The organism is Arthrobacter rhizophilus, from assembly GCF_026241105.1.
In the GTDB taxonomy this organism is placed as follows: Bacteria; Actinomycetota; Actinomycetes; order Actinomycetales; family Micrococcaceae; genus Arthrobacter.
This window is the reverse complement of the sequence record NZ_JAPFFT010000001.1, coordinates 26,839-49,790: the sequence shown is the minus strand read 5'-3', so window position 1 is coordinate 49,790 and position 22,952 is coordinate 26,839. Positions and strand designations below refer to the sequence as shown.

22 protein-coding genes are annotated in these 22,952 nt (G+C 63.4%); 2 read left to right on the top strand and 20 right to left on the bottom strand.

Annotation, left to right across the window (positions count from 1 at the left end; translation table 11 throughout):
- Window positions 1-7: 7 nt before the first annotated feature.
- From guaA to OOZ51_RS00155, 11 genes are all read right to left on the bottom strand, one after another.
- Window positions 8-1,612, bottom strand: a complete 1,605-nt coding sequence (gene guaA, locus OOZ51_RS00205) for a glutamine-hydrolyzing GMP synthase (protein ID WP_265976879.1) — start codon at window positions 1,610-1,612, stop codon at window positions 8-10.
- A 110-nt stretch (window positions 1,613-1,722) separates the two neighbouring features.
- Complete coding sequence (locus OOZ51_RS00200) at window positions 1,723-2,241, bottom strand: DUF3817 domain-containing protein (RefSeq protein ID WP_265976878.1); 519 nt, start codon at window positions 2,239-2,241, stop codon at window positions 1,723-1,725.
- Window positions 2,238-3,071 (bottom strand): SURF1 family protein, encoded by an 834-nt coding sequence (locus OOZ51_RS00195; protein ID WP_265976877.1) that lies wholly within the window; start codon window positions 3,069-3,071, stop codon window positions 2,238-2,240. The genes OOZ51_RS00200 and OOZ51_RS00195 overlap by 4 nt, the downstream gene beginning before the upstream one ends.
- A 106-nt stretch (window positions 3,072-3,177) precedes the next feature.
- Entirely contained in the window at window positions 3,178-3,666 is a 489-nt protein-coding gene (locus OOZ51_RS00190) for a PTS sugar transporter subunit IIA (protein ID WP_265976876.1), read from the bottom strand.
- A gap of 38 nt (window positions 3,667-3,704) precedes the next feature.
- Window positions 3,705-5,465, bottom strand: coding sequence for a glycerol-3-phosphate dehydrogenase/oxidase (locus OOZ51_RS00185; protein ID WP_265976875.1), 1,761 nt, complete (start codon window positions 5,463-5,465; stop codon window positions 3,705-3,707).
- Window positions 5,466-5,569: 104 nt separating this feature from the next.
- Window positions 5,570-6,706 (bottom strand): GuaB3 family IMP dehydrogenase-related protein, encoded by a 1,137-nt coding sequence (locus OOZ51_RS00180; protein ID WP_265976874.1) that lies wholly within the window; start codon window positions 6,704-6,706, stop codon window positions 5,570-5,572.
- A gap of 130 nt (window positions 6,707-6,836) precedes the next feature.
- On the bottom strand, window positions 6,837-8,348 hold the full coding sequence (gene guaB, locus OOZ51_RS00175; RefSeq protein WP_265976873.1) for an IMP dehydrogenase: 1,512 nt from the start codon (window positions 8,346-8,348) through the stop codon (window positions 6,837-6,839).
- A gap of 194 nt (window positions 8,349-8,542) precedes the next feature.
- Window positions 8,543-10,597: an acyltransferase family protein gene (locus OOZ51_RS00170; RefSeq protein WP_265976872.1), complete on the bottom strand. Its 2,055-nt coding sequence runs from the start codon at window positions 10,595-10,597 to the stop codon at window positions 8,543-8,545.
- A 285-nt stretch (window positions 10,598-10,882) separates the two neighbouring features.
- Window positions 10,883-12,493, bottom strand: coding sequence for a chaperonin GroEL (gene groL, locus OOZ51_RS00165; RefSeq protein WP_265976871.1), 1,611 nt, complete (start codon window positions 12,491-12,493; stop codon window positions 10,883-10,885).
- Window positions 12,494-12,579: 86 nt separating this feature from the next.
- Window positions 12,580-12,876: a co-chaperone GroES gene (gene groES / locus OOZ51_RS00160; RefSeq protein ID WP_265976870.1), complete on the bottom strand. Its 297-nt coding sequence runs from the start codon at window positions 12,874-12,876 to the stop codon at window positions 12,580-12,582.
- Between the two features lie 223 nt (window positions 12,877-13,099).
- Complete coding sequence (locus OOZ51_RS00155) at window positions 13,100-13,510, bottom strand: hypothetical protein (protein ID WP_265976869.1); 411 nt, start codon at window positions 13,508-13,510, stop codon at window positions 13,100-13,102.
- A gap of 76 nt (window positions 13,511-13,586) precedes the next feature.
- Here OOZ51_RS00155 and OOZ51_RS00150 point away from each other — a divergent pair, with 76 nt between their 5' ends.
- Window positions 13,587-14,822 (top strand): THUMP-like domain-containing protein, encoded by a 1,236-nt coding sequence (locus tag OOZ51_RS00150; protein WP_265976868.1) that lies wholly within the window; start codon window positions 13,587-13,589, stop codon window positions 14,820-14,822.
- Window positions 14,823-14,828: 6 nt separating this feature from the next.
- Here the strand turns inward: OOZ51_RS00150 and OOZ51_RS00145 are convergent, their stop codons facing one another.
- On the bottom strand, window positions 14,829-15,647 hold the full coding sequence (locus OOZ51_RS00145) for a shikimate 5-dehydrogenase (RefSeq protein WP_265976867.1): 819 nt from the start codon (window positions 15,645-15,647) through the stop codon (window positions 14,829-14,831).
- A gap of 39 nt (window positions 15,648-15,686) precedes the next feature.
- Window positions 15,687-15,776 (bottom strand): ribosomal protein bL36, encoded by a 90-nt coding sequence (locus OOZ51_RS22445; protein WP_416346323.1) that lies wholly within the window; start codon window positions 15,774-15,776, stop codon window positions 15,687-15,689.
- 99 nt (window positions 15,777-15,875) lie between these two features.
- On the opposite strand from OOZ51_RS22445, the gene OOZ51_RS00140 reads away from it, so the two are divergent.
- Window positions 15,876-17,066: a glutamate--cysteine ligase gene (locus OOZ51_RS00140; protein WP_265976866.1), complete on the top strand. Its 1,191-nt coding sequence runs from the start codon at window positions 15,876-15,878 to the stop codon at window positions 17,064-17,066.
- Here the strand turns inward: OOZ51_RS00140 and tsaD are convergent.
- The 7 genes from tsaD to OOZ51_RS00105 all read right to left on the bottom strand — a co-directional run bounded on the left by tsaD (window position 17,050) and on the right by OOZ51_RS00105 (window position 22,914).
- Window positions 17,050-18,204 carry a tRNA (adenosine(37)-N6)-threonylcarbamoyltransferase complex transferase subunit TsaD gene (gene tsaD / locus OOZ51_RS00135; RefSeq protein ID WP_265976865.1) on the bottom strand — a complete coding sequence of 385 codons (1,155 nt, stop codon included), beginning with the start codon at window positions 18,202-18,204 and terminating at the stop codon, window positions 17,050-17,052. The two genes, OOZ51_RS00140 and tsaD, sit on opposite strands and share 17 nt — an antisense overlap.
- A complete protein-coding gene (gene rimI / locus OOZ51_RS00130; protein ID WP_416346335.1) occupies window positions 18,201-18,641 on the bottom strand; it encodes a ribosomal protein S18-alanine N-acetyltransferase in 441 nt (146 codons plus the stop codon). Before rimI ends, tsaD begins: the two co-directional genes overlap by 4 nt.
- Window positions 18,642-18,685: 44 nt before the next feature.
- Window positions 18,686-19,357 (bottom strand): tRNA (adenosine(37)-N6)-threonylcarbamoyltransferase complex dimerization subunit type 1 TsaB, encoded by a 672-nt coding sequence (gene tsaB / locus OOZ51_RS00125; RefSeq protein ID WP_265976863.1) that lies wholly within the window; start codon window positions 19,355-19,357, stop codon window positions 18,686-18,688.
- Window positions 19,357-19,929, bottom strand: coding sequence for a tRNA (adenosine(37)-N6)-threonylcarbamoyltransferase complex ATPase subunit type 1 TsaE (tsaE, locus tag OOZ51_RS00120; protein ID WP_265976862.1), 573 nt, complete (start codon window positions 19,927-19,929; stop codon window positions 19,357-19,359). Before tsaE ends, tsaB begins: the two co-directional genes overlap by 1 nt.
- A gap of 11 nt (window positions 19,930-19,940) precedes the next feature.
- A complete protein-coding gene (gene alr, locus OOZ51_RS00115) occupies window positions 19,941-21,146 on the bottom strand; it encodes an alanine racemase (RefSeq protein WP_265976861.1) in 1,206 nt (401 codons plus the stop codon).
- A gap of 53 nt (window positions 21,147-21,199) precedes the next feature.
- Window positions 21,200-22,306 (bottom strand): PfkB family carbohydrate kinase, encoded by a 1,107-nt coding sequence (locus OOZ51_RS00110; protein WP_265976860.1) that lies wholly within the window; start codon window positions 22,304-22,306, stop codon window positions 21,200-21,202.
- 77 nt (window positions 22,307-22,383) lie between these two features.
- A complete protein-coding gene (locus tag OOZ51_RS00105; RefSeq protein ID WP_265976859.1) occupies window positions 22,384-22,914 on the bottom strand; it encodes a GNAT family N-acetyltransferase in 531 nt (176 codons plus the stop codon).
- Window positions 22,915-22,952: the final 38 nt, after the last annotated feature.

The following is a 22,952-nucleotide window of genomic DNA, read 5'->3' as shown; positions in this document are numbered from 1 at the left end:
CAGAATGCTATTCCCACTCGATGGTTCCCGGGGGCTTGCTGGTGACGTCCAGTACCACTCGGTTGACCCCGTCTACCTCGTTGGTGATCCTGTTGGAGATCCTCGCGAGGAGATCATAGGGGAGCCTCGACCAGTCAGCAGTCATGGCGTCCTCGGAAGAAACAGGACGAAGCACGATCGGGTGTCCATAGGTACGTCCGTCGCCTTGAACGCCGACGCTGCGGACATCGGCCAGCAGCACCACCGGCATCTGCCAGACATCATTGTCGAGTCCAGCCGCAGTGAGCTCGGCGCGCGCGATGGCGTCCGCTTTTCGCAGCAGGTCGAGGCGTTCCCTGTTCACTTCTCCGACAATTCGGATGCCGAGGCCCGGACCAGGGAACGGCTGGCGTCCAACGATTTCCTGCGGCAGGCCAAGCTGCGCGCCCACGGCGCGAACCTCGTCCTTGAACAGTGCGCGGAGCGGCTCAACGAGTTCGAACTGCAGGTCCTCAGGCAAGCCACCCACGTTGTGGTGGCTCTTGATGTTCGCCGCACCTTCGCCTCCGCCGGATTCGACGACGTCAGGGTAAAGGGTGCCTTGGACAAGGAACTTGATGCTCTCGCCTTCGGACGCAGCCTGGGCGATGATGGCCCGCTCTGCTTCTTCGAACGCACGAATGAACTCGCGGCCAATGATCTTGCGCTTCGTCTCGGGATCGCTGACCCCGGCCAGGGCGGACAGGAAACGCTCCTGCTCGTTCGCCACGTAAAGCTTGACGCCGGTTGCGGCAACGAAGTCGCGCTCGACCTGTTCGGCTTCGCCTTCGCGAAGCAAACCATGGTCCACGAACACGCAGGTGAGCTGGTCTCCCACGGCGCGCTGCACGAGGGCTGCTGCAACGGCCGAGTCGACGCCGCCGGAGAGGCCGCAGATGACCTTGGAATCACCGACCTGCTGGCGGATCCGATCCACCTGCTCTTCGAGGATGTTGCCGGTGGTCCAGTTCGGCTTGAGGCCCGCTCCGTTGAACAAGAAGTTCTCCAGAACCTGCTGGCCGTGGGCCGAGTGCTTGACCTCCGGGTGCCACTGCACGCCGTAGAGGTGCTTTTCCTCATTCGCGAAAGCGGCTACAGGCGCGCCGGCGGTAGTCGCCAGGACCTCGAAGCCTGCCGGGGCTTCATGCACGGAATCTCCATGGCTCATCCAGGTGTTCTGGGAGTCCGGGATGCCCGCAAGGATGGAGCGTGCCTCGCCAACCGTGGTGGCCTCAGTGGCGCCGTATTCGCGCAACCCGGTCTGTGCGACCTTGCCGCCCAGCGCGTTGGCCATGGCCTGGAAGCCGTAGCAAATACCGAAGACAGGCACGCCGGCCTCGAAAAGGTCTGCGCCCACTCTCGGGGCGCCCTCAGCATAAACGCTTGAAGGACCGCCGGAAAGGATGATCGCTGCCGGGTTCTTGGCCAGAAGCTGCTCGGTGGTGAAAGTGTGCGGAACAATTTCCGAGTACACATTCGCCTCACGGACGCGGCGGGCAATCAGCTGCGCGTACTGGGCACCGTAGTCAACAACCAGCACCGGCTTCTGGGAAGTCTGAGCTTCAGAACTGAAGGGTGCGGTGGGAGTAGTCACCGTAACAGCCTACTTTGCCGGGATGCCCCGGTGCACCTTGAAGCCGGTCGTGAAGCCAGCAAACCGGCCCCTACGTTAGCGATCTCACAGTGCCCGCCGCGACCGGCCGATCAGTACCGCTTGGACGCCTGCGGGTTGGCGGCCAGTTCCGCTTCTACCTCCGAGTGGAACTTCTTCTCCACAATGAAGGACATGAGCGGGACGACCCCGCCCAGGGCAAGCAGGATGAGCTTCGTGAACGGCCAGCGCATGAGGGACCACAAACGGAAGTCCGAGATGAGGTAAACCACGTACATCCAGCCGTGGACGATCAGTACCGTCACGGAGACGTTGACGCCGCCGAGGACCGCCTTCGACTCCGCGTCAGCGAACCCGAAGCCGAAGGGCTGCCCGGTGGTCGCGTTGGTACCCCCGGCAAAGAGGTACACGCCGAACACATAGCGTGCCACGAGCTCGGCGCACAAGAGCAAGAGCATGGTGCCGGTGAGGTAGGCCATGACCTTGTAAAACTTCAGGGCCGAGCGGATCTGGGCCGTGGTTCCACCGAAGCGTCGCTTCTTGGCCGCGGCTGGCTTCGCGCCGGAGTCTCCGGACTGTTCGGGCTGGATGGCCGGTTTGGGCTCAATCATGGCTTTACCTGTTCTGGCTTGGTAATTGCTGGCAAATCGTCTGATGGGAATTCGTCGTCGGGCTCTTCCTCTTCGAGGGTGCGCCGGTAGTCGTCGGCCACCATTCGCCACCAGATGTAGAGGGCGAATCCTGCGAAGACCACCCATTCCACGGAGTAGAAAAGGTTGAGCCAGTTGATCTGTTGGTTGGGTGGCTGGGCCGGAATATTGAGAGGCTTCAGCTGCTCCGGCAGCCCAAGGGTCTTGCCTGCCGATATCTCCGACGTCGCGGCGACGAAGCCCGGGTAGCTTGAAATTTCCCACGTGTTGATGAGTTCCGCGACCGAAACCGCGGACGCGCGGCCCGCTCCGGCGTCGACGTTTGGCACTGGGGCCTCGGACGGCAGGAGCCGTCCGGTCAGTTCAATAGTGCCCGACGGCGGGGGGCTGGCTTGGGCGGGATCGGCGACCCAACCACGCGCCACGGGGATCCAGGTCTGCGGCGAAGCGCCAACGCCGTGGAGAACGGGAGCACCGTCGACCGCAAATGCGGTTACTACCCAGTATCCTTTTTGCCCACCCAGCAGACGGCCCTCCACAAGGACCTGCTTTGCGGGGTCGTAGCTGCCCTTCGCACTGACCATTTGATCCGACACGGACCCAGGAAAGAAGGTACCGGGCTGCAGGACTCCAATGAGGGGCCTGACTTGCTCCGCGGAGGGATCAACTGGAACGTCACTCTGGGTGGATCTGCCGAACTGCCACTGGCTGAGCAGCACGAACACCCCGGAGAGCAGGAGCGCGAAGACAAGTCCTGCGATCCAGCGGGGCTTCAGAGCGGTTTTCAACACCCCTTAACCGTACTTCGTCAAGCTGTAGAACAGCTAAACGAGAGTGGGGCAGCAGGGTCCCTACGTGGCGCGGAACGCGACACGAAGGGACCCTGCTGCCCCACTCTCAGTGGTCGAAGAACACCAGGCTTGAGTTGATCAGTTCGGCGATGACCTCCGGATCGTGGGCTCGCCGGAGGGATTCCCGGAACGATTCCTTGGACAGCGACCGCGCCAAGGTCGCGAGGACTTCCAGGTGGTCCGAGAATGAACTGGCCGGTGTCGCGATGAGCAGGACCAGGGTGGCCGGACCGTCGCTGGCACCGAAGTCCAGGGAGTGTCCGAACTTCGTGACACCAACAGCGATGGAGACTCGGGAGACAAACTCGCTGCGGGCATGCGGTAAGCCAATGCCGCCCGGTAGCCCGGTAGCAAGTTGGTGTTCACGCGAGTTGACGTGTTCGAGGAAGCCCTCAAGGTCCGTGATACGCCCGGCGGCATAGAGCCGTTCCGCGAGCTGGCCTGCGGCATCTGTCTTGTCGACCGCTTCCATCTCCAGGATGACGGTCTCCGGTGTCGTCAGTTCGGCATCATACGGGTCCAGTGGTTCCGCCAAGTCGTTTCCCTCCAGTGTGCCCAGCCACCCCCGGGCGCTCAGCGCAGGGGAACGATGTCATCGACGCCCATGCGCGCAGCATCGGCTGATTCATCGTCGGGCTGCTGTTGGCTTAGCCGTTCAGCTTCCACCCGGGCCAGGTAGTGCTTGATTTCGCTTTCCCGCTGAGCGTCGCTCCAGCCAAGAATTTCTCCCATCAGCTTAGCGACAACAGGGACCGCGGAAACACCTCTGTCCCACGACTCGATCGAGATGCGGGTGCGGCGAGTCAGGACATCGTGGACGTGACGGGCGCCTTCGTGGGTCGTGGCGTAGACGACTTCTGCCGCCAGATAGTCGTCGGCACCGGGCAGCGGCTCAGCCATGGCCGGGTTGTCCTTGATGACAGCCAGGACCTCCGGAGTCATCGAACCGTAGCGGTTGAGCAAATGTTCCACCCTGGCGACGTGGATTCCAACCTCATCCGCGGTTCTCCCCCGGCGGTTCCATGCGGCCTTGAATCCCTCGGCACCGAGCAGCGGAATGGTCTCTGTGCAGCTCGCAGGAACACGCTCGTCCATCGCCCGGGTTGCTTCGTCGACCGCATCCTTGGCCATGACCCGGTACGTTGTGAATTTGCCCCCGGCAACCACCACAAGGCCTGGAACGGGGTGCGCCACGACGTGCTCGCGGGAAAGTTTGGCGGTGGAGTCACTCTCCCCAGCCAACAGTGGACGAAGGCCTGCGTACACGCCCTCGACGTCCTCCCTCGTCAGAGGCCGCCTCAAGACGCGGTTGACATGCTCCAGAACATAGTCGATGTCCTTGGTGGACGCGGCAGGGTGCGCCTTATCCAGCTTCCAGTCGGTATCCGTCGTGCCGATGATCCAATGCCTGCCCCAAGGGATGACGAACAGCACGGACTTCTCGGTCCTCAGGATCAATCCGACGGTGGATTGGAAGCGGTCGCGCGGAACCACGAGGTGGATGCCCTTGGAAGCACGGACCTTGAGTTGGCCGCGATCCGTCACCATGGCCTGGGTCTCGTCCGTCCAGACCCCTGTGGCATTGACCACTTGCTTGGCGCGGACTTCGATGATGCTGCCGTCTTCCTGGTTTTCCACTTTCGCGCCCACCACGCGTTCGCCTTCGCGTACGAATGACACCACGCGCATCCTGTTCACGGCATGCGCTCCGTAGTGTGCCGCGGTGCGGACGACGTTGACCACCAGCCTGGCGTCGTCAACCTGCGCGTCGTAGTACCGGATGGAGCCGACGAACGCATCGCTCTTGAGGCTGGGGGCGGCCCGCAGTGTTCCACGCCGGAAGAGGTGTTTGTGCATGGGAACACCGCGGCTGTGGCCTGAGGTGAGGCCAAGCGTGTCGTAGAGGAATATCCCGGCGCCCACGTAGGGCCGTTCCCAAAAGCGCCGGGTCAACGGGTACAGGAACGGGACCGGCCGGACAAGGTGCGGCGCGATTTGTTGGATCAGCAGCCCGCGTTCCTTGAGTGCTTCCTGGACCAACGCAAAGTCGAGCATTTCCAGGTAGCGCAGGCCGCCGTGAATCAGCTTCGAGGACCTCGACGACGTGCCTGAAGCCCAGTCGCGGGCCTCGACAATGCCCACAGACAACCCGCGGGTCACTGCGTCCAGGGCTGCCCCGGCCCCGACTACGCCTCCGCCGACGATCAGGATGTCGAGTTCCTGGCCGGGCTCGGTGGTGCCCTTCAGGACTTCAATGGATCTGGCCCGCGCCTGCGGACTCAATGCACCGGCTGATGCATCATCCCTCCGCGAACCATCTGCAACACTGCTCATCGGACGCCTCCCATCGCACAAAGCCCGTAGTTCCCCACACTACTTCTTGTGCGCGGGCTTGGGCAGGGTTTTCACCCGGCGGCCAGGGTGGCCTGGACGGCCGCTTACTGACCCGAGTAAGGCGAGACGACGACGTCGACCCGCTGGAATTCCTTCAGATCCGAATAGCCTGTTGTGGCCATCGAGCGGCGTAGCGCGCCGATCAGGTTGGACGTGCCGTTGGTGTGGTGGCCCGGCCCGAAGAGCACTTCCTCAAGCGGTCCAACCGTGCCGACATTGACCCTGTCACCGCGTGGAAGTTCGAGGTGGTGGGCTTCCTGGCCCCAGTGCCAGCCCTTGCCGGGTGCTTCTTCCGCACGGGCCAACGCGCTGCCGAGCATGACTGCGTCGGCGCCCATCGCGATGGCTTTGACGATGTCACCCGAAGAACCCATGCCGCCGTCGGCGATCACATGCACGTACCGTCCACCGGACTCGTCCATGTAGTCGCGGCGGGCAGCGGCAACGTCGGAAATGGCGGAGGCCATGGGCGAATGGATGCCGAGTGCCCGGCGCGTGGTGGTGGTTGCGCCTCCGCCGAAGCCCACCAGAACGCCGGCCGCGCCGGTACGCATGAGGTGCAGGGCCGGGGTGTATCCGGCGGCCCCGCCGACGATCACCGGAACGTCGAGTTCGTAGATGAACTGCTTGAGGTTCAACGGTTCGTGGTTCTTGGAGACGTGCTCAGCCGAGACAGTTGTACCCCGGATGACGAAAATGTCGACGCCGGCAGCAACTACCGTCTTGTAGTGCTCCTGGGTGCGCTGCGGCGTGAGCGAGCCGGCCACGGTCACGCCGGAAGCACGGATTTCAGCGAGCCTGCTGGTGATCAGTTCGGGCTGGATGGGGGCCTTGTAGAGCTCCTGCATGCGCCGCGTGACAGCAGGGCTGGCAGTTTCATCCTCTAGGGCGGAGATCTCGTCCAAAACGGATTGCGGGTCCTCGTAGCGGGTCCACAGGCCTTCAAGGTCCAGCACGCCCAGACCGCCAAGCCGGCCAAGGGCAATGGCAGTTTCAGGCGACATGGCGGAGTCCATCGGCGCGGCGATCACCGGCATCTCAAACTTGTAGGCATCAATCTGCCATGAGACGGAGACGTCCTTGGGGTCGCGCGTCCGGCGGTTGGGGACGATCGCGATGTCATCCAGGGAGTAGGCACGACGCCCACGCTTGCCACGGCCAATCTCAATCTCATAAGTCACTGCTCTAGGTTATCCCAGTGCAACGAGATGTACCGGCAGGGAAGCGTTGTGGTGACGAGCGCAGTGCTGCGGAAACAGGCAAGCCCGCCACCTCGTGATGACGGCGGCGGGCTTGCTTGAAACTGACTGTCTAGCGAGAACCGTAGTTCGGAGCCTCGACGGTCATCTGGATGTCGTGCGGGTGGGACTCCTTCAGGCCTGCCGCGGTGATGCGCACAAACTTGCCGCGCGCCTTGAGCTCGGCGATGGTGGGCGCACCTGTGTAGAACATGGTCTGGCGCAGGCCGCCCACCAACTGGTATGCCACCGAGGAGAGTGGACCGCGGTACGCGACGCGCCCCTCGATGCCTTCGGGGATGAGCTTGTCATCGCCGGAAACGTCCGCCTGGAAATACCGGTCCTTCGAGTAGGACGTGTTCTTGCCACGGGACTGCATGGCGCCGAGGGAACCCATGCCACGGTAGCTCTTGAACTGCTTGCCATTGACAAAGATCAGCTCGCCCGGCGATTCGTCGCAGCCAGCCAACAAAGAACCGAGCATGACGGTGTCGGCGCCGGCCACGAGGGCCTTGCCGATATCGCCCGAGTACTGCAGGCCGCCGTCGGCGATGAGCGGGACACCGGCAGGGATGGCTGCCTTGGAGGACTCATAGATGGCCGTGATCTGGGGGACGCCAACACCTGCAACAACGCGGGTGGTGCAGATGGAGCCGGGACCAACGCCCACCTTGATGCCATCGGCACCGGCGTCGATCAGCGCCTGGGCGCCTTCGCGGGTGGCAGCCTGACCTCCGATGATGTCCACGTGCGCGGCAACAGGATCGGACTTCAGCCGGGTGATCATGTCCAGGACGCCCTGCGAGTGGCCGTTGGCGGTATCCACGAACAATGCGTCCACGCCGGCGTCAATCAGCGTCATGGCCCGTTCCCAACCATCGCCGAAGAACCCGATGGCGGCGCCGACCCGGAGACGGCCCTCCTCGTCCTTCGTTGCGAGCGGGTACTGCTCGGCCTTGGTGAAGTCCTTGGTGGTGATGAGGCCCTTGAGGCGTCCCTGCTCGTCAACGAGGGGCAGCTTCTCGATCTTGTTGGTGGCCAACTTGTGCGAGGCTTCTTCGCGGCTGATGCCGACGTGGCCCGTGATGAGGGGCATCTTGGTCATGACGTCGCTGACAAGCCGCAGGGGGAAGTCGGACTCCGGCACAAAGCGGGTGTCTCGGTTGGTGACAATACCCAGCAGGCGGCCATCCGGGTCAATCACCGGGAGGCCGGAAACCCGGTAACGGGAGCACAGCTCGTCCAGTTCCTGCAGGGTGGCTTCCGGGTGGATAGTCAGGGGGTTGGTGATCATCCCCGACTCGGAGCGCTTGACGCGGTCAACGTGATCGGCCTGGTCTTCGATCGACAAGTTGCGGTGGATCACGCCAAGACCACCCTGGCGGGCCATGGCGATGGCCATGCGTGACTCAGTGACGGTGTCCATGGCGGCGGACAGCAGGGGCGTCTGGACCGAGATGCGCTTGGAGATCCAGGAGGAAGTGTCGGCCTCGGACGGGATGACGTTGGTGTGCCCTGGCAGCAACAGAACGTCGTCATAGGTCAAGCCAATAAAGCCAAAGGGGTCGTGTTCGGGCTGGGTCATGAGTGCGCCTCTTACCTTGGTTCTTGGGGTTGCTCTGGTAGGGGTTGCAGCTGATGACCAGCCCGTCATTACGGGACTGGCCTGTGCAGAAAGGTTCTGAATAAATAGTAGAACCTCGCCGCCGATCCCCATATTCCGCACCGTCAATGTGAGCAACAGCACCTTGGGCACCCGGCGTCGAGGTGTCCTTCCGCTCAGCTCCACCCCGTGGCAGCCATGAACGCCTTCTCGAAATACGGAGTCAACGTCTTCATGTAGGTGGCGGTCACATGGTTGTCGTCCTTATAGACAATGACGTTCCCGATCACGGCCGGACAGTTTGCATCGGGGCAGAAATATTTGGAGAGATCCAAGAATTTCGTGTTCGTGAGTTCCCCGGCTACTGCGGCTGTCGGAGAGTCTTCGGAGTAGATTTCGGCACGCTGGGAACCACAGGCAATATATGCTCCAGGGTTCTTCTCAAGGCAGGCCGGAACGGGTTCTGCTGTGCGTGGAGTGTCTCGGAGGGCCACCACTTGGATTCCTGCGTCGTTGAGCGTCTTCACCTCCGTGACCCATGAAGGATCGAGCCGCTCGGGTATGTCGCTCTGCGCATTGGTGCGCGTGCTGGTGGTAACCACAACATCCGGTTTCATCCGCAGGACCTCAGCGAGCGTGGCCTTGTTGAAGTCAACGCAGCTCTGGGTGATGTCTGCCGCGGTGTCCTCGCCAAGCGGGCAAAATCCCTTCGTGATGGACGTAAGGCTCCAGTTGTTCTTTGCGGCCATGGTCAGTAGGGGCGTGTTCAGCACGTGGGCGTGCGAACTGCCTATGACGACAACGCTTTTCGTCCCGTTCGTGATCCCGTTGGTGCAGCGATTAACGAAGTCCTGTGCGTCCGCAGTCCCCTTGCAGGGGGTCGGGAAAACCGGCCAGTCGGCATCTATGGAGGTCATGCTTGGAACCAAGGGCACGCTCGGATCGGGAGTGACGATGATATCCCCGCCAACTGTTGCTGCACCCGGGTTGCGAGTGTCCATATTCGCTAGCAACGCACGGTTTGTCTGCTCGATCTGCAGGGGCCAGCCCGTGAGCGGCAAGATGGCCACGGTCGCCACGGCAACCAGCGAAATCACGCTCCTGCGCCGATTCACCTCGGGCCATTTCCACTCCCGCCACGGCCTCTCGACGAACTTTGTGGTCAAAACAGCCAAGAGGAAAGCGCCAATGATGATCACAGTGCCGGACAACCAACCGGCGTGCGTCTTTCCAGACCATGCCAAATAGATGACCAACATGGGCCAGTGCCAGAGGTAGAGGGCGTATGAATTGTTGCCCATGCGGACCAGCGGCTTGGAACTGAGGATTCGGTCAACTCCGAACCGGCTGTCCGTCTGGCCCGCCGCGAGCAAGCACGCCGCGGCCAACGTGGGCCACAGTGCGGCCCACCCAGGGAACGCCTCCTCGACATCGAGAATGAACCCGCAACTGAGCATCGCCAGGATGCCGATCCACCCAAGGACGATCCTCGCTGACCTCGGGATTTTCACCATGGGAAGGAAGAGGGCCAGAAGCGTTCCGAGGGCAAATTCCCAGAGCCTGGCCCCGGTCGAAAAATACGCTGCCGCTTGGTCCGTCGCGGTGAAAACCACCGAATACACCAGCGAAACGAGGAAGACCAAGCCGAAGATGTAGCGAAGAAGGGGGACGTAGGCGAGCCGGTACCGCCTCGCCGCCCAGCCCGCTCCCACTAGGATGATCGGCCAGACGATAAAGACCTGTCCTTGGATGGACAGCGACCAGAAATGCTGGAGCGGGCTGGCCAGGCTGTGGTCCGCCGCGTAGTAGTTGACCGCATGGGACTGCAGGAGGAAGTTTTCGACGTAGAAGAGTGAAGCCCAACCCTGCTGGATGGTATCCAACCAGCGCGTGGCCGGCATGAACATGTAAGTTGCGGCCAGCGTTCCAACGATCACTGTCACTGCTGCAGGCAAGAGTCGGCGGAAATGGTGGAGCCAGTGCCTGATCAGCGCCGTTTGGCGCCCGTCCGAGTACCGCCTTGTGAACTGCAGCGTCATGAGGAATGCCGAGATAAGGAGGAAGACATCGACGCCGCCGGAGACCCGGCCGAACCAAATATGATACGTGACAACCATGAGCACGGCAACAGATCGAAGACCCTGGATTTCGGGTCGGAAGTTCGATTTGGCCGCCGCTCTTACCGTCTCGCTCTGGCGCCGGGGTGGCACCAAAGCGCGCGTGGTTGTCAAAGTCTTGCCTCCAAGGGTGCTGCACGAACCGTCAAGGTTACTGATTCGGAATGTTCATCGTTAATTTGGAAAGCTGCCAGCCAACGACTCATTGTCCATTAGGACACGGCTGTCTGGGAGCTTCCGGAAGGTTGTCTGGACCCAAGCTCGAAACTGCATGTCGGCACGAAAAAGCTCCGCAATGCTGGCGAAATCCCTCAGGGGGAAGTGCTCCACGGCAAAGGCGTCACACGCAAGAGGCCCGGCCCCCAAGGGGACCGGGCCTCGCGCATCAAACAACCAGGATTAGTGGCTGTGGCCTGCGTGCTCGTCTTCCTCGGCCGGCTTCTCGACAACCAGGGTCTCGGTGGTGAGAACCAGGGCTGCGATGGAGGCGGCGTTCTGGAGTGCGGAGCGGGTGACCTTGACGGGGTCGATCACGCCAGCGGCGATCAGGTCCTCGTACACACCGGACTTGGCGTTGAACCCGTGGTTGTCTTCCAACTCGGCAACCTTGGCGACGACGACGTAGCCGTCAAAGCCGGCGTTCTGCGCAATCCAGCGGAGCGGCTGGGTCAGGGCGCGGCGGACGATGCCGACGGCGGCAGCCGCGTCACCTTCCAGGGCCTTGACGGCAGCGTCCTCGTCCAGTGCCTTGAGGGCGTGGATGAGGGCAGAGCCGCCGCCGGACACGATGCCTTCTTCAAGGGCAGCCCGCGTGGAGGACACTGCGTCCTCGATGCGGTGCTTCTTTTCCTTGAGCTCAACCTCGGTGGCTGCACCGACCTTGATGACGCCGATGCCACCGGACAGCTTGGCAAGCCGTTCCTGCAGCTTTTCCCGGTCCCAGTCGGAGTCGGTGCGGGTCAGCTCGGCACGGATCTGGGCGACGCGCGCTGCGACGTCCTCAGCCGTGCCAGCGCCGTCAACGATCGTGGTGTTGTCCTTGGTGACAGTGATGCGGCGTGCAGTGCCGAGGACCTCGAGGCCAACCTGGTCCAGGGACAGGCCGAGCTCCGGGGAGACAACCTGCGCGCCGGTCAGAGTGGCGATGTCCTGCAGCATGGCCTTGCGGCGGTCACCGAAGCCCGGAGCCTTGACGGCAACGACGTTCAGAGTGCCCCGGATGCGGTTCACGATCAGCGTGGACAGTGCCTCGCCGTCGATGTCCTCGGCAATGATGAAGAGCGGCTTGGCTGCCTGCAGGGCCTTCTCAAGGAGCGGCAGGAATTCCTGCAGCGAGGAGATCTTGCCCTGGTTGATCAGGATGAGAGCGTCTTCCAGGACAGCTTCCTGGCGTTCAGCGTCTGTGACGAAGTACGGGGACAGGTAGCCCTTGTCGAACTGCATGCCCTCGGTGAGGACCAGCTCGGTCTGGGTGGTGGAGGACTCTTCGATGGTGATGACGCCATCCTTGCCGACCTTGCCGAAAGCCTCGGCAAGAAGTTCGCCAACCTCGTCGCTCTGGGCGGAGATCGCTGCAACGCTGGCAACCTGGGTGCCTTCTACTTCGCGGGCGTTCTCCAGGAGGCGGGCAGCGACGGCCTGGACTGAGACCTCGATGCCGCGCTTGATTTCACCCGGGGCGGCGCCTGCGGCAACGTTGCGCAGGCCTTCCTTGACGAGTGCCTGTGCCAGCACGGTGGCCGTAGTGGTGCCGTCGCCTGCGACGTCGTTGGTCTTGGTGGCGACTTCCTTGGCCAGCTGCGCGCCAAGGTTCTCATACGGGTCGTCGAGTTCGACTTCGCGGGCGATCGTCACGCCGTCGTTGGTGATGGTGGGAGCTCCCCACTTCTTGTCCAGAACGACGTTGCGGCCGCGCGGGCCAAGGGTGACCTTGACGGTGTTGGCGAGCTTGTCAATGCCTGCTTCGAGCGAGCGGCGGGCAGCGTCGTTGAACGCTAGCTGCTTTGCCATGGTTGTGTCCTTTCAAGACGGAAAACCCGCACCGCAGATTCGACCGGAAGAAGTCCGACTCGATCTGCGATGCGGGATCCAGGAAATTACTTAACGACGATCGCCAGAACGTCGCGGGCGGACAGAACGAGGTATTCGTTTCCGCCGGTCTTGACTTCAGTTCCGCCGTACTTGGAGTAGAGGACGACGTCGCCAACGGTTACGTCGACGGGGACGCGGTTGCCGTTGTCATCGAAGCGGCCGGGGCCAACTGCAACAACTTCGCCTTCCTGCGGCTTTTCCTGTGCAGTGTCCGGGATAACCAGGCCGGAAGCCGTGGTCTGCTCTGCTTCGAGCGGGCGGACAACAATGCGATCCTCGAGAGGCTTAATGGAGACCGACACTCGGATCTCTCCTTTACGTGAGGTAGTACATGGACTATCAAACCAGGGGTGCCGTGGCGGGCTTACCGTCGTCGCGGTGCCGGTAAGTGCCTGGCGGCATGATTAGCACCCACCTAGGGAGAGTGCTAATCAAGACTCTATGTAAGCATTAGCACTCGGTCAAGGCGAGTGCCAGAATTCCGTCACGGGTGAACGGCGGCAGGGCCACTTGCGGCCCACACGCTCATTGCCCGGCGAGGTCGTCGAAATCCACGTCCTCGCCGTCGTCGTACTCTTCTTCCGGCGCCGTTCCGCGGTTCAGGTAGAGCAGTACGCCGCTGGCGAGCGCGACGACGCCGGACACCACCAGTCCGACGATCGCGCCGATCCGGGCACCTGTGTAAGTGTCCCGGATGTCGCGGGCCTCGTCCGAGGCGTCCTGGACACTCTTTCCTGTCATGGAGTAGGTGGCCGCGTTAAAGGAGTCGAGGAAGAAAATAATGATCAAGAGCGCGATGCAGACGATGGCAATCGCAGCACCCACGATGAGCGCAGGACGGGCATACTTGGAGAGATTTCCGGCGAAGGGACGTTTATCGGAGGCAGAGGGAGAACCATTGGCGTCGTCAGGCTGGCGTACTGGGTTGTCTTCCATGGCATCAACCATATCGGCCCGGATGGTCCCGGAGCCCCTCGGCCCCGTATGACGGGCGGCCAGTAGGCTAGTTCCCATGGCTGACAAACCCCAAGACCAGATTGCCCCACTTCTGACAACTGAGGGTTGGGAACTGCTGGCGTCCTTGGGACCATATCGCGATGGCGAAGCATTCGCCCTCAATGCGCGGCTGCGCAAAGACGGCCACTCCCCCGCGCTTGTGGCCGCTGTCCTCACCCAATCCAGGCTCCGCACCCGGGCCGAGGCCAAGTTCGGCGAATTCGCCCGGCAGATGCTCTTCACCCAAGCCGGCCTGGAACAGGCCACCCGGCTCAATGTGGCGGCCAGGCACGCCGAACGCTTCGCCAAGGCGGGCACGCAGCATGTAGCGGACTTGGGCTGCGGGCTAGGGGCCGACTCCATGGCCATGGCCTCCATGGACATCAAAGTCACCGCCGTGGAACTCGACGAGACCACCGCCGCCTGCGCCACCATCAACCTCATGTCTTTCCCGCACGCAACGGTGGTGCATTCCGACGCGACGTCAGTACCCCTTGACGGCGTCGACGGCGTGTGGCTCGATCCGGCGCGCCGCACGACGTCGTCGTCGGGCACCAAACGGATCTGGGATCCGGAGGCTTTCTCGCCGCCGTTGTCCTTCGTCGAATCGCTGGCTGCTACCGGCAAGTCCGTCGGGGTCAAGATGGGCCCCGGGATGCCCCATGAATCGGTTCCGGCCGGCTGCGAGGCGCAATGGGTTTCGGTGGGAGGGGATGTGACCGAGGTGACCCTGTGGTTCAACGACGTCGCGCGACCCGGGATCCGCCGGGCGGCCCTGGTCCTCGGGCCGCAAGGCGCGGCCGAGATCACCAGCGGCGAGGATTTCGACGGCGGCCCGGTGCCCGACGTCGGGCCCGTAGAGGGATACCTCTACGAACCGGACGGTGCGGTGATCCGCGCGGGACTGGTCGCCGACGTCGCGCTCCGGCTCGGGGGCCACCTGGTGGACGAACACATCGCCTACATCTGCGCGCCCAAACTGGTGGAGACCCCGTTCGCCCGCGCCTATGAAGTCCTGGAGGTCATGCCGTACAACGTCAAGGCCCTCAAGGCATGGGTGAAGGCCAACGGCGTCGGCGTCCTGGACATCAAGAAGCGCGGAACGTCCGTTACCCCGGAGGAACTGCGGAAACAATTGTTGCCGGCAGGAAAGGGCTCGGCGAAAGCCCGCGGGAACAAGACAGCCACCCTGATCCTCACCAGGATCGGCGAGGAGCGGGTGGTTGTTGTAGTGGAGCCGGTAGCCTCCTGAGCAGGCCTACTGGGCGCGCGTGAACTCCTCCGCGGCAGCCACTTGCTCCGGGGTTGGCGTGATGCCCGTGTAAAGCACGAACTGTTCAAGCGCCTGGATGGTGGCTACCTCAGCGCCGCTGATCACGGTCTTGCGTGCCGCGCGGCCGGCCTTGATGAGCGGCGTCTCTGCAGGGAGGGCGACGACGTCGAACACCACGTGCGCGGCCGCCACCGCCTCTTCGGGGAAGGACAGTAAGCCGGACTCAGGTCCGCCGGCCATTCCGATCGGAGTCACGTTGACGAGCACGTCCGCCGTCGACTCCCCTACTTCGGCCTGCCAGCCGAAGCCATAGAGCCCCGCAAGGGACTGCCCGAGCTTTTCGTTCCGGGCAACGACGGTGACACGCGAGAATCCAGCGTCACGGAAGGCCGCCGCGGTGGCCTTGGCCATGCCACCGGAGCCGCGGAGCAGCACGGACGACGCCGGGTCGATCGCATTGCGCTCGATCAGCCGGGCGATCGCCGTGTAGTCCGTGTTGTAGGCCGTCAGGACACCGGCGTCGTTGACAATCGTGTTGACCGAATCGATAGCGGCTGCCGATACGTCCATGCGATCCACGAGGGCGATGACGTCTTCCTTGTAGGGCATCGAAACGGCGCAGCCACGGATGCCCAGGCCCCGCACGCCAGCGATCGCGTTGGCCAAGTCCGTGGGAGCGAAAGCCTTGTAGATCCAGTTCAGGCCCAGTGCCTCGTAAAGGAAATTGTGGAAGCGCGTTCCGTTGTTGCTCGGCCGGGCCGAGAGGGAGATACAGAGCGTCATGTCTTTGTTGAGGATCGGCATAACGGGGCTTCCTTCACGTAGCGGGGTTCTGTGCCCAGCCTAGACGGGGAGCCAGCCTTGGCGCGCCTTGAATCGGGGATTCGACTTGTTGATGACAAAAGTCCTGGTTTCCCTGAGGTTTCCGCCCATGCGGTACCGTACCGCCCCTGCATTAGACTTGAGCCAACCGCTGACGGCCCCACGGCGGGCATTGCTCAGAGCGATTAGGCATATACCGAGGGGACCCACGTGCAGATTGATTTCGCTCCATCCAGGCAGTCGACACTTGGGGTGGAATGGGAGCTGGCGCTCGTCAACGCACGCACCGGCGAATTGGTCTCGGTCGCGAATGAGGTCCTCCGCGGCGTGGCATCCCGGCATCCGGACCTGAACGAAGACGACGAGCATCCGCACATCAAGCGGGAATTGCTCCTGAACACCGTGGAACTTGTCACTGGCGTGTGCAACACCGTGAAGGAAGCCAAGGAAGACCTGGCCCGGTCGCTGCGGGCCGTCAGGGAGGTTACGGACCCCATGGGTGTGGAGCTTTTCTGCGCCGGCAGCCATCCTTTCAGCCCCCCGCAACTTCAGCCGGTCTCGGACAAAGAACGCTATGCCAAACTGATCGATCGCACACAATGGTGGGGACGGCAAATGGTCATCTACGGGGTACACGTGCACGTCGGACTGGACCGGAGGGACAAGGCGCTCCCCATCCTCGACGGGTTGGTCAACTACTTCCCCCATTTCCAGGCCTTATCCGCCTCAAGCCCGTTCTGGGGCGGCGAAGACACCGGCTACGCGTCACAACGCGCCCTCATGTTCCAACAGCTGCCCACGGCAGGCTTGCCTTTCCAGTTCCCCAGCTGGGCTGAATATGAGTCCTATGTCCAGGACATGTTCACCACAGGCGTGATCGACACCCTGTCCGAAATACGCTGGGATATCCGTCCCGTACCGAATTTGGGCACCATCGAGATGCGCATTTGCGATGGCCTGGCCACTCTTGAGGAAGTCGGCGCTGTTGCCGCCCTAACCCAGTGCTTGGTGGACGAGTTCTCCACGATCCTCGATAAGGGCGGCAGCATTCCCACCATGCCGCCATGGCATATCCAGGAAAACAAATGGCGGGCGGCCCGCTACGGCATGGAGGCGATCATCATCCTCGATGCCGAAGGCAATGAGCAGCTTGTCACCGATCACCTTAGGGAAACCCTCCTCCGGCTGGCGCCCGTCGCGGAAAAGCTCGGCTGCTCGGAGGAACTGGCCGACGTCGAAAAGATCATCACCCGCGGGGCGGGCTACCAGCGCCAACGCCGCGTCGCTGCCCAGCACGACGGCGATCTGCATGCCGTTGTCCAGGACCTCGTACAGCAAATGCGGTCCGTTCCGACCGCCGAGCCTACGGACCGGATTCCGGCGTCTACACCGAAACCGTAGTCACCGGCAGGGAAGAATCCGGAGCAAAAGCGACGCCGCTTGGACCGATTCCCGCCATGATGAGCTGCGAGCCCAAGGCCGCAACCATGGCGCCGTTGTCGGTGCACAGCGACAACGGCGGTACGTGCAACGTGATCCCCGCTGAGCTGCACCGCTGCCCTGTCAGTTCGCGGAGCCGGGAGTTGGCTGCAACGCCACCGCCGAGCAGGAGATCCGTGATGCCATTCTCCTTGCAGGCCAACACAGCCTTCGATGTGATGACGTCCACCACTGCTTCCTGGAATGCGGCGGCGATATCGGCCACGGGGACGTCCTCGCCGCGCGCTTCGAACTGCTCTACGCAGCGTGCGACGGCGGTCTTGAGCCCGCTGAAGGACCAATCGTAACGATGCGGTCCCGGCTCCTCGACGGTTCCCATGTACTTGGGTTGGGTCAAGCCGCGCGGGAAGCGGATGGCCTTTGCGTTGCCCTGCTTGGCGAGTTTGTCGATGGCCGGCCCGCCGGGGTAGCCAAGGCCCAGCAGCCTGGCCACTTTGTCGTAAGCCTCCCCCGCAGCGTCGTCGATGGTGGATCCCAGCATCTCGACGTCGTCGGTGATGCTGCGGATACGCAGGATTTCCGTGTGGCCGCCGGAAACCAGCAACGCACCGAGGTTCTCCGGCAGCCGACCACCGGCACCGAGTCCCGCAGCGCCGAGTCCAGCTTTGCCGCCCGCGGCCCCGGCCACGTTTCCGTCAAGGAGACCGACGCCGACGTGTGCCACCAGGTGGTTGATGGCATAGAGCGGCTTGCCCGTAGCAACAGCGAGGGCCTTCGCAGCGCAGACACCCACCATGAGCGCACCTGCCAAACCAGGCCCTGAGGTCACGGCGATCGCATCGATGTCGTCCAGCGTCACCCCCGCCTCGTGCAGGGCCTCCTGCAGCGTGGGGACGAAAGCATCCAAGTGCGCACGGGAAGCGATCTCCGGAATGACACCGCCAAAACGGACATGCTCATCCATCGAGGAGGACACTGTGTTGGTGAGCAAGCTCGTGCCCCGGACAATCCCGACGCCGGTTTCGTCGCAGGAGGACTCGATCCCCAGCACCAGCGGCTGGACGGAGTTGGAGTGGTTCACATGGCTGGGCAGGTTCACGCCGGGATTCCTTCAGTCAATGTCAGCCTCATGATGAGGGCGTCCGTACCGTCACGGTAGTAGCGCCGCCGCACGTGGATCTGCTCGAAGCCGAACCGCGCGTACAAGGCCTGGGCGCGGGGATTGTCGGCGCGGACCTCGAGAAGAACTTCGGTCGCGCCGCGCCCTCGGGACTCCTCAATGAGTTCGGTGAGGATAACGGAGCCGATCCCCCTGCCTTCGAATTCGGGCACGACGGCGATCGTCTGCACATCTGCGATTCGCTCGATACACATGAGGCCGGCGTAGGCCACAATCTGCCCGCCGGCTTCGGCCACTACGTAGCGGCGGGTATCCACCTGGGCAAGTTCATCGAAGAACATCTGCATCGGCCAGGCATCCACCGGGAATAACCGGCGTTCCAGCACCTCGACGGCGGTGACGTCGTCAGCGGTCATGTCACGCAAGGTGACGCCATCGAGTTTGAACTGGTGTGAGGTACTCACAGGGCACGCTTCCTGGGACCAGGCACTTGGGCATCCGATTCCCGCAGGTACAAGGGCGTGGAGTCCGGCAGCTTTTCGCCGGCCGCGATCAGGGCCATGGCGAACTGGCCCAGTGAGGCGGCGTCGGGTTGGGTGGTGCTGAATTCCTCGTTCGCGTTGACGACGTCCGCGTAGATGCCGCCGCCGGCCCCGAAGACGGGAAGATCGGGCAACTCCGAGGCGAAGCCCACATGTGGACCGTCCACGAGTTCGGGGAGCTGGCCTTCATTGAGCGTGTAGCGCGCCCAGTAGACCTCCTTGCGACGGGCATCCGTCGCCACGAGGAACTCGGCCTGCGCCTCGGTGGACTCTGCCACTTCCAAAGCGATTGCGTGGAGGCTCATGAGACCGAATAGTGGTTTGTTCCAGGCAAAGGCCAACGTGCGGGCGGTCGCGATCCCCGAACGGAGCCCCGTGAACGGCCCAGGGCCGACGCCGGTGACGATGAGGTCGATGTCTGCCCCGGTGACACCGGCGTCGCTCAGGAGGTTCTCAATGCCAGGCGCCAGGACCTCGGCGTGGCTGCGGGTGTCTTCGGTAGCGAAGGATTCCACCACGCCCTCCAGGGCATCGTCCGAGATGAGCGCAGCGCTCGCCACGGCCGAAGTATCAATGGCCAGGATCAACATCAGGCGTTCTCCAGTATTTCGGGGGCGGCGCTCCACCGTGGGCCAAAGCCGCGGAAAACGATGGTGCGTGGTTCGTCGTCGTCCTCGGGGTCGAAGTCCAGCACGGCATCCTGGCCCGCTTCCGGGGTGGCGACCGCCACATCCGAGCCACCGACGGTCCGATGCATCTCGATGTCCAGGCGGCTGTCCGAAAGGTGTTCCACGCGCTCGCGCCCCCACTCGACCACCGTCACCGAGCTGTCCATGGTGTTTTCGAGGTCGATGTCGTCGATCTCCGCTGCAGAGGCAAGCCGGTAGGCATCCACGTGCACCAGATCAGGACCGCCGGGTCGCGGACCGTTGGGCAGGTTGGGGTGGATGCGCACCAAGACGAACGTGGGTGAGATGACTCCGGCGCGGACGCCCAGGCCTTCGCCGAGTCCCTGTGTGAAGGTGGTCTTGCCTGCGCCGAGTTCGCCTGTCAGGACCAGCAGGTCCCCCCGCTCAAGCACCCCACCGAGTGCCGAGCCCAAGGCGTGTGTCTGCTCCGCCGTCGCGACCGTGACGGCGCGCTCCCAGATTGCCTCACTCACGGGTGTCGCGCTCACCGGGCATCCGCTCCCGGAGCCTCATTAATGTAGATCCGCGGGACCCGGGGGCTGATGCGGGTGACGATCTCGTAGTTGTTGGTGCCCGCCGCGGCCGCCCAGTCGTCCGCCGTCGGGCCACCGTCGGCGCCATCGCCAAACATGACGGCTTCAGCACCCAGCAAACTCGCTGCCTCAGCACCCACATTCCCGAGGTCAATGACCATCTGGTCCATGGCAATCCGCCCGACAACGGGGTAGTTGACTCCGTTGACGCGCACCGGGCCGCCGGTGGCGATGCGCGGCACGCCGTCGGCGTAGCCGAGCGGGATGAGGCCCAGGGTGCTCTCGCTGGAAGTCCGATAATTGAGTCCGTAAGACACGCCTTGACCCTCGGGCACTCGTTTGCAGTTGGAGACAAGGGTGCGGACGGTCATGGCGGGTCGGAGGCCCAACTCCGCGGAGCTTTGACCTTCGAAAGGGGACAGTCCGTAGAGTCCGAGCCCCACGCGGACGAGGTCGAAGTGGGCGTCCGGGCGGGAAAGCGTGGCCGGCGTGTTGGCCAAATGCCGCACTTCCGTGTCCACCCCGGCGTCCTCGGCCACGGCGATCGCTTCCCGGAAGGCCGCCAATTGCTCATCGGTTTCCGGGCGGTGGGGTTCATCGGCGACAGCCAAATGAGAGAAGATCCCCACTACGCGGAGGAGGCCTTCGTCCTGGTATTCCATGGCCTGGCCCACCAATTTGTCCCATTGGTCGATCGTGGAGCCATTGCGCCCCAAGCCTGTGTCCACCTTCAAGTGAATGCGGGCCGGACGTTCCTGTTCGCGTGCCGCAGCGACCACGGCGTCCAGTTCCCAGCCGGAAATCCCGACGTCGACGCCGGCGGCAACTGCCGCCTGGAAGTTGCTTTCGGTGGTGTGCAACCACGCCAGCAGGGGTGCGTCGATTCCTGCGGCGCGGAGCGCCAGCGCCTCCGAAATATGGGCGACGCCGAGCCAGCGGGCACCGGCGTCCAGGGCCGCGCGTGCCACCTGGATGGCTCCATGTCCGTAGGCATCGGCCTTGACCACGGCCATGACGTTGGCGGGCGACGCGATAGCCACGAATTGGCGCACATTGTGCCGGACAGCGTCCAAGTCGATGACGGCTGATCGTTCGAGGACCGTTGCCGAACCCGATTTCGTCGCGGGCTCGAAACTGGCAGCTGCTTCGTAAGTCACCTCACGATTCTAGTGCCGCCGCGGCACAGGGATTGCCCGGAGGTCAGCGCAGCTCAGGCGTCGGAGTTGTGGGCGATAGTGGCCGATGCACGCCGCTGCGCTCCGGGCGGCACGTCACGGACAATGTCTTCCAGGAACGCGAACCGTTTGAGCCATTGGCTGGACTGCCGCTCCCGCCGGGCGTTGGCCCGCTGCCACCAATCGGCGATGTCACCCCAGCCGGGAGCAGCCAACGAGCCTCCCACCTCCTGTACCGCCAACGCGGCGCAAAGGTTGGCGAAGCGGAGCCTGTCCCCCAAGGGCCACCCCGCCAGGCAGCCCACAACGAACGACGCGCCGAAGCAGTCACCTGCACCCGTGGGGTCGTATGCCGTCACCGGAAGGGACGGCACCCATTCCTCCTCACCGGTTTCGGAATCCACAGCCATAGCCCCTTGGGCTCCGAGCGTCACTACGGCCACTGGAACGCGGTCGGCGAGCGCATAAAGCGCAGACCACGGATTGTCCTTGCCGGTGAAGGCCATCGCTTCCCGCTGGTTGGGCATGAAGGCGTGGAAATTGCTGAGCTGGTCAAGCCGCTTCGACGACCATTGCCCAGTGGGGTCCCATCCTGCGTCGCCGAAGAGTTTGACGCCGGCTTTGCTCGCCGCAAGCATCCAGGGCTCTGGTTCCTCGCCCAGATCCGCGACGGCGGCTAGCGCCCTGGGAGGCTCGCCAATCAATTCGGATGCGCTCATGGGCGCGGGGTGTCCGTGAGTGACCATGGAACGATCGTGATCGAGGCACAAGGAAACGGTGACCGGGGAATGCCAGCCCTCAAACCTCCTCGAGAGGGAGAGATCCACGTGCTCCTGGCTCTCGAGGATCCGCCAGTTGAAGTCCCCGTACCCGTCATCTCCGAAGGCCGCCGCCAGGCTCGTCCTCAGCCCAAGCCGTGCGGCCGCGATGGCTTGGTTGGCCACGCCGCCGGGGCATGTGCCCATGCCTTGGCTCCACACCTCTGTCCCCGGTTCCGGACTATGGTCCAGTCCGGTGAAGATGATGTCCTGGAAGACGGTGCCCGTCAGAAGGAGGTCGCAGCCGGAATCATCCCCTGCGCCGTTCGCATCTCCGCGGATGGCGGCGAGGGGATCGAATCCAGCCCTGGGCGTTGCGTCCATGCACCGCAGACTACGCCGCAGTCACGTATGTGCATAGCCTTCGGAGGGCGGGTCCTCCCCTGATCACGGCTTGGGCCCTAGAGCTCCTGGTACATGACGTGCAGGCCTACATAGCCAAGGGCTGGGTGCTGGAAGGCCCCGGGAATAGTCGCCAGGATGCGGAAGCCCATGGACTGCCACAGGCCCACCGCGCGGACGTTGCTCTCGACGACGGCGTTGAACTGCATAGCCTTGAACCCGGAGTCCCGGGCGGCAGCCAAAGAATAGGCACAAAGTGCTCGTGCGATGCCCTGCCCTCCGTGATTGGCGTGGACCATGTAGCCGGCGTTGGCCACGTGGCTTCCTCCGCCGCCCTGGTTGGCGTGCAGTTCACCGGTACCCAGCACCTCGCCGTCGCGCACCGCCACAAAAGTTTGGCCGGGAGCTTCCTTGAACCATTTGCTCCGCGCCGTTTCTTCGGACGTGTCCCGATCCCAGGTGAAGGTCTCCCCCGCACGGATCACGGGTTCAAGAACAGCCCAGATCCCCGGCCAGTCGCTTGCCTGCGCCGGCCGGATCTCGTATTTTGCGGCTGGTGCCGTTGCTGCTTCGCTGTTTGATTGGCTCACGCCCGTTACGGTAGCAGCCAATTTGCGTTGGTGCGCTG